The sequence below is a fragment of the Pseudomonas sp. 14P_5.3_Bac1 genome, assembly GCF_025466135.1.
Lineage (GTDB): Bacteria > Pseudomonadota > Gammaproteobacteria > Pseudomonadales > Pseudomonadaceae > Aquipseudomonas.
Genome location: NZ_JANLOF010000037.1, coordinates 1 through 14,691, shown reverse-complemented (window position 1 = coordinate 14,691; position 14,691 = coordinate 1). Strand labels below are relative to the sequence as shown.

14 protein-coding genes are annotated in these 14,691 nt (G+C 60.7%); 6 read left to right on the top strand and 8 right to left on the bottom strand.

Going from position 1 to position 14,691, the window contains the following annotated elements:
• Positions 1 to 10: 10 nt before the first annotated feature.
• The 5 genes from rng to mreB form a co-directional block, all read right to left on the bottom strand.
• Positions 11 to 1,468 (bottom strand): ribonuclease G, encoded by a 1,458-nt coding sequence (rng, locus tag NTD89_RS08470; RefSeq protein ID WP_010213134.1) that lies wholly within the window; start codon positions 1,466 to 1,468, stop codon positions 11 to 13.
• Between the two features lie 70 nt (positions 1,469 to 1,538).
• Positions 1,539 to 2,135 (bottom strand): Maf family protein, encoded by a 597-nt coding sequence (locus NTD89_RS08465; protein WP_262207095.1) that lies wholly within the window; start codon positions 2,133 to 2,135, stop codon positions 1,539 to 1,541.
• A 51-nt stretch (positions 2,136 to 2,186) separates the two neighbouring features.
• A complete protein-coding gene (mreD, locus tag NTD89_RS08460) occupies positions 2,187 to 2,675 on the bottom strand; it encodes a rod shape-determining protein MreD (protein ID WP_017138250.1) in 489 nt (162 codons plus the stop codon).
• Complete coding sequence (gene mreC / locus NTD89_RS08455; RefSeq protein ID WP_145165199.1) at positions 2,675 to 3,814, bottom strand: rod shape-determining protein MreC; 1,140 nt, start codon at positions 3,812 to 3,814, stop codon at positions 2,675 to 2,677. Before mreC ends, mreD begins: the two co-directional genes overlap by 1 nt.
• A gap of 139 nt (positions 3,815 to 3,953) precedes the next feature.
• The gene (gene mreB / locus NTD89_RS08450) at positions 3,954 to 4,991 is read right to left on the bottom strand and encodes a rod shape-determining protein MreB (RefSeq protein WP_002555108.1); all 1,038 of its coding nucleotides are present in this window, start codon (positions 4,989 to 4,991) and stop codon (positions 3,954 to 3,956) included.
• Positions 4,992 to 5,201: 210 nt separating this feature from the next.
• On the opposite strand from mreB, the gene gatC reads away from it, so the two are divergent.
• The 6 genes from gatC to NTD89_RS08420 all read left to right on the top strand — a co-directional run bounded on the left by gatC (position 5,202) and on the right by NTD89_RS08420 (position 10,428).
• A complete protein-coding gene (gene gatC / locus NTD89_RS08445) occupies positions 5,202 to 5,489 on the top strand; it encodes an Asp-tRNA(Asn)/Glu-tRNA(Gln) amidotransferase subunit GatC (protein WP_003171764.1) in 288 nt (95 codons plus the stop codon).
• Positions 5,490 to 5,505: 16 nt separating this feature from the next.
• Positions 5,506 to 6,957: an Asp-tRNA(Asn)/Glu-tRNA(Gln) amidotransferase subunit GatA gene (gene gatA, locus NTD89_RS08440; protein ID WP_262207093.1), complete on the top strand. Its 1,452-nt coding sequence runs from the start codon at positions 5,506 to 5,508 to the stop codon at positions 6,955 to 6,957.
• A 10-nt stretch (positions 6,958 to 6,967) separates the two neighbouring features.
• Complete coding sequence (gene gatB / locus NTD89_RS08435) at positions 6,968 to 8,413, top strand: Asp-tRNA(Asn)/Glu-tRNA(Gln) amidotransferase subunit GatB (protein ID WP_262207091.1); 1,446 nt, start codon at positions 6,968 to 6,970, stop codon at positions 8,411 to 8,413.
• 158 nt (positions 8,414 to 8,571) lie between these two features.
• On the top strand, positions 8,572 to 8,943 hold the full coding sequence (locus NTD89_RS08430) for a septal ring lytic transglycosylase RlpA family protein (protein ID WP_145165205.1): 372 nt from the start codon (positions 8,572 to 8,574) through the stop codon (positions 8,941 to 8,943).
• Positions 8,944 to 9,001: 58 nt separating this feature from the next.
• Positions 9,002 to 10,048 carry a calcium/sodium antiporter gene (locus NTD89_RS08425; RefSeq protein WP_145165304.1) on the top strand — a complete coding sequence of 349 codons (1,047 nt, stop codon included), beginning with the start codon at positions 9,002 to 9,004 and terminating at the stop codon, positions 10,046 to 10,048.
• A complete protein-coding gene (locus tag NTD89_RS08420; protein ID WP_262207089.1) occupies positions 10,045 to 10,428 on the top strand; it encodes a carboxymuconolactone decarboxylase family protein in 384 nt (127 codons plus the stop codon). The genes NTD89_RS08425 and NTD89_RS08420 overlap by 4 nt, the downstream gene beginning before the upstream one ends.
• Before the next feature lie 90 nt (positions 10,429 to 10,518).
• On the opposite strand, the gene NTD89_RS08415 is transcribed toward NTD89_RS08420, so the two are convergent.
• The 3 genes from NTD89_RS08415 to NTD89_RS08405 form a co-directional block, all read right to left on the bottom strand.
• Positions 10,519 to 11,460 (bottom strand): AEC family transporter, encoded by a 942-nt coding sequence (locus NTD89_RS08415; protein WP_262207088.1) that lies wholly within the window; start codon positions 11,458 to 11,460, stop codon positions 10,519 to 10,521.
• 228 nt (positions 11,461 to 11,688) lie between these two features.
• Complete coding sequence (gene garD / locus NTD89_RS08410; RefSeq protein WP_262207086.1) at positions 11,689 to 13,242, bottom strand: galactarate dehydratase; 1,554 nt, start codon at positions 13,240 to 13,242, stop codon at positions 11,689 to 11,691.
• Between the two features lie 11 nt (positions 13,243 to 13,253).
• Positions 13,254 to 14,621 (bottom strand): MFS transporter, encoded by a 1,368-nt coding sequence (locus tag NTD89_RS08405; RefSeq protein WP_262207084.1) that lies wholly within the window; start codon positions 14,619 to 14,621, stop codon positions 13,254 to 13,256.
• Between the last annotated feature and the right edge of the window lie 70 nt (positions 14,622 to 14,691).

Below are 14,691 nucleotides of genomic sequence, written 5' to 3'. Positions count from 1 at the left end.
CGATTGGGGATCAGAGCAGCACCACGTCATATTGTTCCTGGGAATACATGGTTTCGACCTGGAAGCGAATCGTGCGCCCGATAAAACCCTCCAGTTCAGCGACGTTACCAGACTCTTCATCCAGTAACCGATCGACGACTTTCTGGTTGGCGAGCACTCTATAACCTTCGGCTTGATAGGCGCGTGCCTCCCGTAAGATTTCGCGGAAAATCTCGTAGCAAACCGTTTCCGGGGTCTTCAGCTTGCCGCGCCCCTGGCAGCTGCTGCAGGGTTCGCAGAGCACTTGCTCAAGGCTTTCGCGGGTACGCTTGCGGGTCATCTGCACCAGGCCCAGCTCGGTGATGCCGATGATGTTGGTCTTGGCGTGATCGCGCTCCAGTTGCTTCTCGAGGGTACGCAGCACCTGGCGCTGGTGCTCTTCGTCTTCCATGTCGATGAAGTCAATGATGATGATGCCGCCCAGGTTGCGCAGGCGCAGTTGGCGGGCAATCGCGGTGGCGGCTTCGAGGTTGGTCTTGAAGATGGTCTCTTCGAGATTGCGGTGGCCGACAAACGCGCCGGTGTTGACGTCAATGGTGGTCATGGCCTCTGCCGGGTCCACGACCAGATAGCCGCCGGATTTGAGCGGCACTTTACGCTCCAGGGCTTTCTGGATTTCGTCTTCGACGCCATAAAGATCGAAGATCGGCCGCTCGCCGGGGTAATGCTCGAGGCGGTCGGCTATTTCCGGCATCAATTCGGCGACAAATTGTGTGGTGCGCTGGAAGGTTTCCCGCGAGTCGATGCGAATTTTCTCGATTTTCGGGCTGACCAAATCGCGCAGTGTGCGCAGCGCGAGGCCAAGGTCTTCATAGATCACGCTCGGCGCGCCAATGGTTTTGATCTGTGCGCCGATCTGGTCCCACAAGCGCCGCAGGTACCTGATATCCATGAGGATTTCATCGGCGCCGGCGCCTTCTGCGGCCGTGCGCAGGATAAAACCACCGGCTTCCTTGATGCCCTCGGCAGCCACGCAGTCGCTGACCACCTTTTTCAGGCGTTCACGCTCGGCTTCGTCTTCGATTTTTAAAGAAATACCGACATGCGCAGTGCGCGGCATGTACACGAGGTAACGCGAAGGAATCGACAGTTGAGTGGTCAGCCGCGCGCCCTTGGAACCGATCGGGTCCTTGGTGACTTGCACCACCAGGCTCTGCCCTTCGTGTACCAGCGCGCTGATGCTTTCAACCGCAGGGCCTTCGCGCAGGGAGATTTCCGACGCGTGGATAAACGCGGCGCGGTCCAGGCCGATGTCGACGAATGCCGCCTGCATGCCCGGCAACACGCGCACCACTTTGCCTTTATAGATATTGCCGACAATGCCGCGCTTCTGGGTGCGCTCGACGTGCACTTCTTGCAGAACACCGTTCTCTACCACCGCCACGCGCGATTCCATCGGCGTGATATTGATCAGAATCTCTTCACTCATGGCTGGGTCTCGTTCAGGCGTTTTCACAATAGTGACCGATCGCTTAAGGCTTGGCGCTGGAATACGGCGTTCAGCGCGCGGTAAGGTTTTGCCAACAGGGTATGCCGAATTGACCAAGCAGTTGCGCGGTTTCGCACACAGGCAGGCCTACCACGGCGGAATAGCTGCCATTGAGCCCGGCGACAAACACCGATCCAAGCCCCTGGATAGCATAGCCGCCCGCCTTGTCCTGAGGTTCGCCGCTGCGCCAGTAGGTTGTAGCCTCCTCGACAGAAATAGCGCGAAAACGTACCCGGCTGCTCACACATCGAGTTTCGCTGCGCTCGCCGTCGGTGACGGCAATGGCGGTGAGGACTTCATGCTCGCGTCCCGACAGGGCCATCAACATCGCCAGGGCGTCGGCCTGGTCAACCGGTTTGCCAAGGATCTGACCATCAACGATCACGGCCGTGTCGGCGCCCAGCACGCAGGCGCCGGCAGTCTTTTCAAGCGCAGCAAAACCCGCCGTGGCCTTGCCGTGCGCAAGGCGCTCGACGTAGGCAACGGCGGATTCGTTTGTAAGAGGAGTTTCATCAATGGCGGCGCTGACCACGGTGAAAGGCACACCGATCTGCGTCAGCAGTTCACGACGCCTTGGGGAGCCCGAGGCCAGATAAAGCGAATTCATTGCAGACTCTCCCTGTAGGGTTCGATAACCAGGCAGAGCCTCGCAATCCATTCAATTGATTTTATAGCGGCGACGTAAACCACGCAGGCCGAAGCTGACCCAAGGCCACAGCAATGCACTGACCAGGGCCGGCAATACCAGGGCCAGGGTCGGCTGGCGGTTACCGGTCAAGGCGCTGAGCCACAGTTGCACCAACTGCGCCAGGCCGAAGATCACCAGGATCACCAGGCACTGCTGCCACATCGGGAACATGCGCAACCGCTGCTGCAATGACAGCACCAGGAAAGTAATCAGGGTCAGGATCAGCGCGTTCTGGCCCAGCAAGGTGCCATAGAGCACGTCTTCCGCCAAGCCCAGGCACATCGCCGTGACCATGCCTACCTTGTGCGGCAAGGTCAGCGACCAGAACGCCAGGAGCAAGGCGAGCCAGAGCGGTCGCAGGATTTCCATGAACTGCGGCAACGGCGAAACGCTGAGCAGCAAGCCGATGGCGAAGGTCAGCCAGACGATCCAGCCATTGCGCGAATGCGTACCGGCCATTATTCCTCCCTCTGCCGCGTGGTTGCCGGCGCTGCGGCCGCTGGTCGGGTTGCCGACGTGGCAGGCGGTTTAGCCGCTGGCGCTGTGGCGGCCGGCGTGGTGACCGTTGGCTTGGCCGCAGCCGGTTTGGCTGAGCGGGCGCTGTGGGCCGCAGGTTTGACGGGCGTTGCCACTGGCGCGACCGAGGTCGCCGCAGGTGCAGGCGGCCCCACGAAGGCTGGTTTTGGCACCGTGGCAGGAATGACCGGCGCGGTACCGTTCTGCTTGTCTTCTGCTTCCTGCGCCTGGGCAGCGTCGTTGGCACGCTCTTCCGGCGTACGGTTGTCGCTGAACACCAGCAACAGGTAACGGCTGCGGTTCAAGGCCGCCGTCGGTACCGCACGCACAATGGCGAACGGCTGGCCGGAATCGTGGATCACTTCCTTGACCGTCGCTACCGGGTAACCGGCGGGGAACCGCTGACCCAGGCCGGAACTGACCAACAGGTCGCCTTCCTTGATGTCGGCAGTGTCGGCCACATGGCGCAACTCAAGACGCTCCGGGTTACCGGTACCGCTGGCAATCGCGCGCAAACCGTTGCGGTTGACCTGCACGGGAATGCTGTGGGTGGTGTCCGTCAGCAGTAATACGCGCGAAGTGTAGGGCATCAACTCGACCACCTGGCCCATCAGGCCACGGGCGTCGAGCACCGGTTGACCCAGGACCACACCGTCGCGCTCACCCTTGTTGATGATGATGCGATGGGTAAAGGGGTTGGGGTCCATGCCGATCAACTCGGCCACTTCGACCTTCTCGTTGACCAATGCCGAAGAGTTAAGCAACTCGCGCAGCCGAACGTTCTGCTCGGTGAGGGCCGCCAGCTTTTGCATGCGCCCCTGCAACAGCAGGTTTTCAGTCTTGAGTTTTTCGTTCTCGGCGACAAGCTCGGTGCGGCTGCCGAATTGGCTGGCCACGCCCTGATAGAGCCGTTGCGGCAGGTCGGTGATCCAGTAAGTCTGCATCAACACCAGCGACATCTGGCTACGCACGGGCTTGAGCAGTGCAAAGCGGGCATCGACCACCATCAGCGCGACCGAAAGCACGACCAGCACCAATAAGCGCACGCCCAATGAGGGGCCTTTGGCGAAAAGCGGTTTAATAAGCCGCTCCTCCCGGGCAAATGTTCTCTTTATTCATACGGCATCAAACCGGCCTGGATGCAGATTGAAGAAGATAAACGCCAACAGGCAGCACTGCAAAGTGCTGCCTGCGGGCGAAGCATGAACCATTCCGGCAATTTTATTCGCTGGAAAGCAGGTCCATGGTGTGTTTATCCATCATTTCCAGTGCACGGCCACCACCACGGGCGACGCAGGTCAGCGGGTCTTCGGCGACGATCACCGGCAGGCCTGTTTCCTGGGCCAGCAGCTTGTCGAGGTCGCGCAGCAAGGCGCCACCACCGGTCAGCACCAGGCCACGCTCGGCGATGTCGGAAGCCAGCTCCGGAGGCGATTGTTCCAGAGCGCTCTTCACTGCCTGAACAATGGTGGCCAGGGACTCTTGCAGAGCTTCCAGTACTTCATTGGAGTTCAGGGTGAAAGCACGTGGAACGCCTTCGGCCAGGTTGCGACCGCGAACATCAACTTCGCGAACTTCGCCGCCCGGGTAAGCGGTGCCGATTTCCTGCTTGATGCGCTCGGCGGTGGATTCGCCGATCAAGCTGCCGTAGTTACGACGCACATAAGTAATGATCGCTTCATCGAAACGGTCGCCGCCTACACGCACGGATTCGGCGTACACCACACCGTTCAGGGAAATCAGGGCGATTTCAGTGGTACCACCACCGATATCCACCACCATCGAACCGCGCGCTTCTTCGACCGGCAAGCCGGCGCCGATAGCGGCAGCCATAGGCTCTTCGATCAGGAATACTTCGCGGGCACCGGCGCCAAGGGCCGATTCACGGATGGCACGACGCTCAACCTGGGTGGACTTGCACGGAACGCAGATCAGCACACGAGGGCTGGGCTGCAGGAAACTGTTTTCGTGAACCTTGTTGATGAAGTACTGCAGCATCTTCTCGCAGACGCTGAAGTCGGCGATCACGCCGTCCTTCATCGGACGAATGGCAGCGATGTTGCCTGGTGTTCGGCCGAGCATGCGCTTGGCCTCGGTGCCAACGGCAACGACACTTTTCTGATTACCATGGGTCCGAATGGCCACAACCGATGGCTCATTCAGAACGATACCGCGCTCGCGCACGTAAATAAGGGTGTTGGCAGTGCCCAGGTCAATGGAAAGATCGCTGGAAAACATGCCACGCAGTTTCTTGAACATGGGGAAAGGACCCTAGGCAACGCGTGGGTAAAAAAGTGCGGCAAACTCTAACAACGACAGGGATTTTGGGCAAGGCGCCAATGTGCTAAATTGGCCGACTTTCTGTGCACCAACCCCCACAATCGCGGCCATATGACCGTAGAAATGCGGTAGTGTTCCGACAATCTAACACACGGACGCCCTCCGTTCTGTTTTCCACTGGAGAATCCCATGGCGCTTGAACGCTCCGACGTGGAAAAAATCGCTCATCTGGCCTCGCTTGGCCTGAATGAAGCCGATCTTCCACAGACCACCGCAGCCCTGAACAGCATTCTCGGGCTGGTTGACCAAATGCAGGCCGTCAATACCGACGGCATCGAGCCTCTGGCTCACCCGCTGGAAGCCAGCCAGCGCCTGCGCGCAGACGTTGTGACCGAGCGAAATAATCGCGAGGCCTACCAGTCCATCGCGCCAGCGGTCGAAAACGGCCTGTACCTGGTTCCGAAAGTCATCGACTAAAGGGAAAGAGCCTTTCATGCATCACATGACTCTGGCCGAGATCGCCCGCGGTCTCGCCGACAAAAAGTTTTCTTCCGAAGAGCTGACCAAGACCCTGCTTGCGCGCATCGCCGAGCTTGATCCGAAGGTCAACAGCTTCATCAGCCTCACCCAGGAAATGGCCCTGAGCCAGGCCAAGGCCGCCGACGTACGTCGCGCCAACGGTGAGAATGGCGCACTGCTGGGCGCACCAATCGCCCACAAAGACCTGTTCTGCACCCAGGGCATTCGCACCAGTTGCGGCTCGAAGATGCTCGACAACTTCAAAGCGCCCTACGATGCCACCGTGGTGTCCAAGCTGGCCGCCGCCGGCGCCGTGACCCTGGGCAAGACCAACATGGACGAATTCGCCATGGGTTCGGCCAACGAGTCGAGCTACTACGGCGCCGTGAAAAACCCGTGGAACCTGGATCACGTGCCAGGCGGTTCGTCCGGTGGTTCGGCTGCCGCGGTTGCCGCGCGCTTCCTGCCGGCGGCTACCGCTACCGACACCGGCGGCTCGATCCGTCAGCCCGCCGCGTTCACCAACCTCACCGGTTTGAAGCCGACCTACGGTCGTGTTTCCCGTTGGGGCATGATCGCCTACGCCTCCAGCCTGGATCAGGGCGGCCCGCTGGCACGTACCGCTGAAGACTGCGCGATTTTGTTACAAGGTATGGCCGGGTTTGATAAGCAGGACTCCACCAGCATTGATGAGCCGGTGCCGGACTACAGCGCCAGCCTCAATACCTCGCTCAAAGGCCTGCGTATTGGCGTGCCGAAAGAGTATTTCAGCGCCGGCCTCGACCCGCGTATCGCCGAACGGGTGCACAACAGCGTCAAGACGCTGGAACAGCTCGGCGCCGTGATCAAGGAAATCAGCCTGCCGAACAACCAGCACGCGATTCCTGCCTACTACGTGATCGCGCCGGCAGAAGCCTCTTCCAACCTGTCGCGTTTCGACGGCGTGCGCTTCGGCTATCGCTGTGAAAACCCGAAAGGCCTCGAAGACCTGTACAAACGCTCGCGCGGCGAAGGCTTCGGCGCCGAAGTCCAACGTCGGATCATGGTCGGTGCCTACGCCCTGTCCGCCGGCTACTACGACGCGTACTACCTCAAGGCGCAGAAAATCCGTCGCCTGGTCAAGAACGACTTCATGGCCGCCTTCGAAGAAGTCGACGTGATCCTCGGCCCAACCACGCCGAACCCGGCCTGGAAGATCGGCGCCAAGACCGGCGACCCGATCGCCGAGTACCTGGAAGACCTGTACACCATCACCGCCAACCTCGCGGGCTTGCCGGGCTTGTCCATGCCCGCCGGTTTCGTCGATGGCCTGCCGGTCGGTGTGCAATTGCTCGCCCCGTATTTCCAGGAAGGCCGCCTGCTCAATGTGGCGCACCAGTACCAGTTGAACACCGACTGGCACACTCGCACCCCTACCGGCTTCTGAGGAGAACACTATGCAATGGGAAGTTGTGATCGGGCTGGAGATTCATACCCAGCTCGCCACCCAATCGAAGATTTTCTCCGGTAGCGCCACCACGTTCGGCGCAGAGCCCAACACCCAGGCCAGCCTGGTAGACCTGGGCATGCCCGGCGTGCTGCCGGTGCTGAACCAGGAAGCGGTGCGCATGGCGGTGATGTTCGGCCTGGCGATTGATGCCGAGATCGGCCAGCACAACGTGTTCGCGCGCAAGAACTACTTCTACCCGGACCTGCCCAAGGGCTACCAGATCAGCCAGATGGAACTGCCGATTGTCGGCAAGGGCTACCTGGACATCCCACTGGAAGACGGCACCATCAAACGTGTCGGCGTGACCCGCGCGCACCTGGAAGAAGACGCCGGCAAGAGTCTGCATGAAGAATTCCCGGGCGCTACCGGCATCGACTTGAACCGTGCCGGCACGCCGTTGCTGGAAATCGTCTCCGAGCCGGACATGCGCAGCGCCAAGGAAGCCGTGGCCTACGTCAAGACGATCCACGCGCTGGTGCGCTACCTGGGCATCTGCGACGGCAACATGGCCGAAGGTTCGCTGCGTTGCGACTGCAACGTGTCGATCCGTCCCAAGGGCCAGGTCGAGTTCGGCACCCGCTGCGAGATCAAGAACGTCAACTCGTTCCGCTTCATCGAAAAAGCGATCAACAGCGAAGTGCGTCGCCAGATCGACCTGATCGAAGACGGCGGCAAGGTGATCCAGCAAACCCGCCTGTACGACCCGAACAAAGACGTAACCCGCGCCATGCGCAGCAAAGAGGAAGCCAACGACTACCGTTACTTCCCCGACCCGGACCTGTTGCCGGTGGTGCTTGAGGATTCGTTCCTCAATGACATCCGCGCCACCCTGCCGGAATTGCCGCAGCACAAACGCGAGCGCTTCCAGGCGCAGTTCGGCCTGTCGGTCTACGACGCCAGCGTGCTGGCCTCCAGCCGCGAGCAAGCCAACTACTTCGAAAAAGTCGTGAGCATTGCCGGCGACGCCAAACTGGCGGCCAACTGGGTGATGGTTGAGCTGGGCAGCCTGTTGAACAAACAGGGCCTGGAAATCGACGAAGCCCCTGTCACCGCCGAGCAACTGGGCGGCATGCTGCTGCGCATCAAGGACAACACCATCTCCGGCAAAATCGCCAAGACCGTGTTTGAAGCGATGGCCGCAGGCGAAGGCAGCGCCGATGAGATCATCGAGAAGCGCGGCCTCAAGCAAGTCACCGACAGCGGCGCGATCTCGGCCGTGCTCGATGAAATGCTGGCGGCCAACGCCGAACAGGTCGAACAGTACCGCGCCGCAGACGAAGCCAAGCGCGGCAAAATGTTCGGCTTCTTTGTCGGCCAGGCGATGAAAGCCTCCAAAGGCAAGGCCAACCCGCAACAGGTGAACGAATTGCTGAAAAGCAAGCTCGAAGGCTGATTCGCGGTGAAAGGGTCCGGGCGGGATTTCCTACCCAACTCGGACCCATGTGGGCGCTGGCTTGCCTGCGATAGTATCGCCTCGGTGCAACTGAAACACCGAGGTGCCTGCATCGCAGGCAAGCCAGCTCCCACATTTATAATGGGGACTTACTTAAAGTGAAGCGTCTACTCGGCCTCCTGGCCCTGTTCTCTGCGTTGGCCGGTTGCGCCAGCGGCCTCATCGACCCCAACGGCTACGACGAAACCGGCACCGCCTCCTATTACGGCGCCAAGCACCATGGCAACAAGACTGCCAGCGGTGAACCCTTCAACCAGAACACCCTGACCGCCGCCCATCGGCGTCTGCCCTTCGGCACTCAGGTCAAGGTGACCAATCTCAACAACAACAGATCCGTGGTCGTGCGCATCAATGATCGCGGTCCGCATACCCGTGGGCGCCTGATCGACGTTTCACGCAAGGCTGCCGAACAACTCGGTATGCTGGGCAGCGGCACTGCACGGGTTCGCGTGCAGGCGCTGAGCAACTGATAAAGGAGCCCTGGCCATTTTCGGATTAACCGCCCTCTCGCCCTGGAGCCTGATCGAACTGATCAGCGGCCTGGTGTTGCTGATCGTCGGCGCCGAAATCCTGGTGCGCGCCGCCGTGCGCCTGGCAGCCAGCCTCAAGGTGCGGCCACTGATTATCGGCTTGAGCATCGTCGCTTTCGGCAGCAGTGCGCCGCAGATGACCGTCAGCCTGCAGGCCACCCTGGCCGGCAATACCGATATCGCCGTGGGCAGCGTCATCGGCAGCAGTATCTTCAACACCCTCGTCACCCTGGGCCTGGCGGCGTTGATCATTCCGCTGCGCGTCTCTCGGCAGCTGGTGCGGCTGGACATCCCGGTGATGATTTTCGCCGGCCTCTTGGTGTTCACCCTGGCCGCCAATGAAGAACTGACACCGCTCGACGGCCTCTTTTTAGTGGTTGCGCTGATAGCTTACCTCGGTGTGTTGCACTACCAGACCCGCCATTCCCGCCGTCCGCGCACGCTGGACACGGTGGCCCGCGCGCCCTGGCTGAGCAGCGCGTTGTTGATGCTGGGCGGGTTGTTGATTCTGGTGCTGGCCGGGCATTTGCTGCTGGGCGCAGCGGTGGATGTGGCAAGCGACCTGGGCCTGTCCGAACGCATCATCGGCTTGACGCTGATCGGTGTCGGCACCTCGCTGCCGTGCCTGGCCACCTCGCTGATTGCCGCGTTGCGCGGCGAGCGCGAAATTGCCGTGGGCAACGTGATCGGCAGCAACCTGTTCAACCTGCTCGGCGTGCTGGGGTTCACCGCGCTGGTGGCGCCCTCGCCGTTGTCGGTGTCGCCCAACGCACTGGATTTCGACTTGCCGGTGATGCTCGGCGTGGTGGTGTTGTGCCTGCCGGTGTTCTACAGCGGCTACCGCGTCACCCGCGCTGAAGGCCTGGTGTTTCTGGGGTTGTATCTGGCGTATGGGCTGCATGTGGTGTCGTTCACCTTCGGCATGCCGCTGGCCACCCGGCTTGAACAATTGATGCTGTATTACGTCCTGCCAGCGCTGGTCGCGTTTGTGTTGTTCACCTCGCTGCAAGCCTGGCGCCGCCAACACAAGAGGGAATCGCAATGACCGAACAGAAAAAGTCCGGGGTTGAAATGCGTCGCCAGGTCATGGGCGATGTGTTCGTCGACCGCGCCCTGGGCAATGCCACCGAGTTCACCCAGCCGCTGCAGGATTTCGTCAATGAGCATGCATGGGGCAGCGTGTGGAACCGCGAAGGCCTGTCGTTGAAGACGCGCAGCCTGATCACACTGGCCGCCCTCACCGCCCTCAAGTGCCCGCAGGAACTCAAGGGCCACGTGCGCGGCGCGCTGAACAATGGCTGCACAGTGGAAGAGATTCGCGAAGCACTGCTGCATTGCGCGGTGTATGCCGGCGTGCCGGCGGCGATTGATGCGTTTCGGGCGGCGCAGGAAGTGATTGAGGCGTATCAGGCGGATAAGCCGTGACGGCTGGATAGTCATCGCAGGCAAGCCAGCTCCCACCGTTGACTGTATTCACAGATCAAACGGTGGGAGCTGGCTAGCCTGCCGCAACCTTCAGATCCAGCCACCCGCCTGCAACACAAATATCCCGATATTGGTGGTCACCGCCGCCATCAAGGTCGTAATCACAATAATCGCCGCCGCCAGCTCATGATTGCCCTCGGCCGCCCTGGCCATGACAAAACTCGCCGCCGCGGTCGGTGCGCCAAAGTACAAAAACAGAATCCCCAGCTCCGGGCCCCTGAAGCCCAGCAGCCATGCGCCCAGCGTCGCAACTAGCGGCAAACCGATCATCTTCACCAGGCTGGCACTCAGGGCCATGCTTCCGCTTTTGCGCAAGGCCGCCAGCGACAAGGTGCCGCCGATGCAGATCAATGCCAGCGGCAAGGTCATGTCCGCCAGGTATTGCCCGGACGACTTCAGCCACCCCGGCAGGCCGATCTTGAAAATCGCGAACGGTGCGGCCGCAATCACGCTGATGATCAGCGGGTTGGCCACCACGCTTTTGAAGATGCTCCACGGGTCGGACTTGATCACCGGGCTGTACACCGCCAGCACGATGGTCGACAGGGTGTTGTAGAACAGAATCACCAGCGCCGCGAGGATCGCGCCCAGGGAAATGCCGTAGTCGCCATACATGCTGGCCGCCAGCGCCAGGCCGATCACGCCGTTGTTACCGCGAAACGCACCCTGGGTGTAGATACCGCGGTCTACGCGCGGGCAACGATAGATCGCCCAGCCCCAGGCCAATGCAAAGCTCAGCAATGTGGCGACAGCAAAGTAGATCAGCAGACCTGGCTTGAGCGCCGCGTGCAGGTCGGCGTGCAGGATGCCCAGGAACAGCAGCGCCGGCATGGTCACGTTGAAGACAAGGGAGGAGGCGGTGTGGATAAAGTTGTCGTTGATCCAGTTGATGCGCTTGAGCAGCACACCCAGAAACAGCATGGCAAACACCGGCGCGGTGATGGTGAGGGTGGTGAGGAAGATAGCCAGCATGCCGGGGAGAACCTTGGTGGGTGTCGTCAGGTGGCTAATGATAAGCCATGCGGCTGTGCGGCGTCTGGTAGGCCGCCTTCGGGGGCAAGCCCCCTCCCACATTTGAAGGTATTCACTAATCAAATGTGGGAGCAGGCTTGCCTGCGATTGCAGTGTGTCAGTCAGCACATGGGTTGCTGACACTGCGCTGTCGCAGGCAAGCCTGCTCCCACAGGGGCCGCGTCGGTCTCAGGTGATGGGCGCCGGGTTGAACAGCGTAATGTCGTTGTGCAGCTTATGTCGCTCCGCCCACGTCTGCTTCTTGCCGCTGGCCACATCCAGGTAGAAGTGGAACAACTCCCAGCCCAATTCCTCAATGCTCGCACGCCCGGTGGCGATGCGTCCGGCGTCGATATCGATCAGGTCCGGCCAGCGTTGCGCCAATTCCGTACGCGTCGAAACCTTCACCACCGGCGCCATCGCCAGCCCATACGGCGTGCCACGCCCGGTGGTGAACACATGCAGGTTCATCCCGGCCGCCAGTTGCAAGGTGCCGCAGACAAAATCACTGGCTGGTGTGGCGCAAAAGATCAGGCCTTTGCCCGTGAAACGCTCGCCCGGGCCAAGCACGCCAGTGATCGCGCTGCTGCCCGACTTGACGATAGAGCCCAGGGACTTCTCGACGATATTCGACAACCCACCCTTCTTGTTGCCCGGCGTGGTATTGGCGCTTCGATCTGCCTCGCCTTTGGCCAGGTAGCGGTCGTACCAGTCCATTTCCCTGACCAGCGCTTGGGCCACTTCTTTGCTCTGGGCACGAGCGGTCAGCAGGTAAATGGCGTCACGCACTTCAGTCACTTCGGAAAACATCACCGTCGCCCCGGCCCGCAACAGCAGATCCGAGGCAAACCCCAGCGCCGGGTTGGCGGTAATGCCGGAAAACGCATCACTGCCGCCGCACTGCATGCCCAGAATCAGCTCCGACGCCGGCACGGTTTCGCGACGGCGCTGGTCGAGTTTTTTCAAGCGAACTTCGGCCAGGCCCATGATCTGCTCGATCATCTCGGTAAACCCATGGCTGGAATCCTGCAGCCGATACAGCCATGGCTCACTGAGGTCGACAGAGCTGTCGTTGTCGTGCATCACCTGCCCGGCCTGCAGCTTCTCGCAGCCCAGGCTGATCACCAGCGCTTCGCCCCCCAGGTTCGGGTTACGCGCTAGGTTGCGCACGGTGCGGATCGGGATGTACGCGTCTGTTGCCGTGATCGCCACGCCACAGCCGTAGCTGTGGGTCAGCGCCACCACGTCATCGACGTTCGGGTATTTGGGCAGCAATTCATCCTTGATGCGCTTGACCGCATGGTCCAGCACACCGGTGACGCACTGCACCGTGGTGGTGATGCCCAGAATATTGCGCGTGCCCACGGTGCCGTCGGCGTTGCGGTAACCCTCAAACGTAAAACCTTCCAGCGGCGCCTGGGTTTCAGGCACTTCGGTAGACAGCGGCAGGCTGTCCAGCGGCGGCGCGGTGGGCATGCGCAGTTGGTCTTCCTGCACCCAACTGCCACGTGGAATCGGCGCCAGGGCGTAACCAATGGTCTGTCCGTAGCGAATAATCTGACCGCCTTCAGGGATATCTTCCAGGGTCACCTTGTGGCTCTGCGGGATGAAGTCCACAGTCACCAGGCCGTCCGGGAACTCGGTCCCGGCCGGTACGCCTTGATCGTTGACCACGATCACTACGTTGTCGCGCTCGTGCAAACGGATCGAGCGCGGCGAGTCGGCATGTTCAATCAACTGCATTACATCGCCCCTCAGGAATGCGCTTGAATAAATTGGGTCAGCTCAGGCCCTTTGCTGCTGGGCGGCTCTTTGAGCACCACACGCTTGATCGGGCCGACGATCACCAAGTAGCTGAACACCGCCAGCAAGGCGTTGGCGCCGACGAACACCAGGGCCCACTTGAACGAGCCGGTGGTGGCGATGATGTAGCCGATCACAATCGGTGTGCTGATGGAGGCCAGGTTGCCAAACATATTGAACAGACCGCCACTGAGGCCGGCGATTTGTTTCGGCGAGGTGTCAGACACCACCGCCCAACCCAGTGCGCCAACGCCTTTACCGAAGAAGGCCAATGCCATGAAGCCCACCACCATCCATTCGATATCCACGTAGTTGCACGCCACGATGCTGCACGACACCAGCAACCCGCCAATGATCGGCGCCTTGCGCGCAAACGTCAGGGAATGGCCTTTGCGCAGCAGATAATCGGAAATCAAACCACCCAACACCCCGCCGATAAACCCGCAGATGGCCGGCAGAGAAGCAATGAACCCCGCCTTGAGGATGGTCATGCCACGCTCCTGCACCAGGTACACCGGGAACCAGGTCAGGAAGAAATAGGTGATGCCATTGATGCAGTACTGGCCCAGGTACACGCCGAGCATCATGCGGTTGGTCAGCAGCTGGCGGATGTAGTCCCATTTCGGACCGTCGGTTTTCTGGCCCTTGGTCTTCTCCTGGTCCATGTCGACCATCGCACCGTTCTCGCAGATGTACTTGAGTTCGGCCTCGTTGATCATCGGGTGTTGGCGCGGGCTGTGGATAATTTTCAGCCAGATCAGCGAGAACAGCACGCCAATCCCGCCCATCACGATAAACACGTGCTGCCAGCCGAAGGTGTAGACGATCCAGCCCATCAGCGGCGCGAACAGCACCGTGGCGAAGTATTGCGCCGAGTTGAAGATCGCCGAAGCCGTACCGCGTTCGGCGGTGGGGAACCAGCCGGCCACAATGCGCGCATTACCGGGGAACGACGGCGCTTCCGCCAAGCCCACCAGAAAGCGCAGCATAAACAGCGCGACGATCGCGGTGGAAACGCCAAACTCGCCGACATAGCCTTGCAGAATGGTGAACAGCGACCAGGTGAAGATGCTCAGGGCATAGACTTTTTTCGAGCCGAACCGATCCAGCAACCAGCCACCGGGGATTTGCCCGGCCACGTAGGCCCAACCGAATGCGGAGAAGATATAACCGAGGGTGACCGCGCTGATACCGAGGTCTTTTTGCAGGCTGGAGCCGGCGATGGCGATAGTGGCCCGGTCGGCGTAGTTGATCGTGGTCACCAGAAACAGCATGAGCAGGATCAAATAGCGGACATGGGTCGGCTTGGTCGCTTGCATGAAGATGTACTCCCACTAATTATTTTTTTTGCGGGTAAGCATTTCTGTTTTAAGTGCAGGAACCGCTTTC

What these genes read in the sequence shown, in the direction of transcription:
- garD (WP_262207086.1), bottom strand. Translation starts at nt 13,242, where the DNA reads ATGCAGTTGATTGAACATGCCGACTCGCCGCGCTCGATCCGTTTGCAC.
- mreD (WP_017138250.1), bottom strand. Translation starts at nt 2,675, where the DNA reads ATGGCCGGTACGCATTCGCGCAATGGCTGGATCGTCTGGCTGACCTTC.
- NTD89_RS08405 (WP_262207084.1), bottom strand. Translation starts at nt 14,621, where the DNA reads ATGCAAGCGACCAAGCCGACCCATGTCCGCTATTTGATCCTGCTCATG.
- gatA (WP_262207093.1), top strand. Translation starts at nt 5,506, where the DNA reads ATGCATCACATGACTCTGGCCGAGATCGCCCGCGGTCTCGCCGACAAA.
- rng (WP_010213134.1), bottom strand. Translation starts at nt 1,468, where the DNA reads ATGAGTGAAGAGATTCTGATCAATATCACGCCGATGGAATCGCGCGTG.
- gatC (WP_003171764.1), top strand. Translation starts at nt 5,202, where the DNA reads ATGGCGCTTGAACGCTCCGACGTGGAAAAAATCGCTCATCTGGCCTCG.
- gatB (WP_262207091.1), top strand. Translation starts at nt 6,968, where the DNA reads ATGCAATGGGAAGTTGTGATCGGGCTGGAGATTCATACCCAGCTCGCC.
- NTD89_RS08465 (WP_262207095.1), bottom strand. Translation starts at nt 2,135, where the DNA reads ATGAATTCGCTTTATCTGGCCTCGGGCTCCCCAAGGCGTCGTGAACTG.
- mreB (WP_002555108.1), bottom strand. Translation starts at nt 4,991, where the DNA reads ATGTTCAAGAAACTGCGTGGCATGTTTTCCAGCGATCTTTCCATTGAC.
- NTD89_RS08415 (WP_262207088.1), bottom strand. Translation starts at nt 11,460, where the DNA reads ATGCTGGCTATCTTCCTCACCACCCTCACCATCACCGCGCCGGTGTTT.
- NTD89_RS08420 (WP_262207089.1), top strand. Translation starts at nt 10,045, where the DNA reads ATGACCGAACAGAAAAAGTCCGGGGTTGAAATGCGTCGCCAGGTCATG.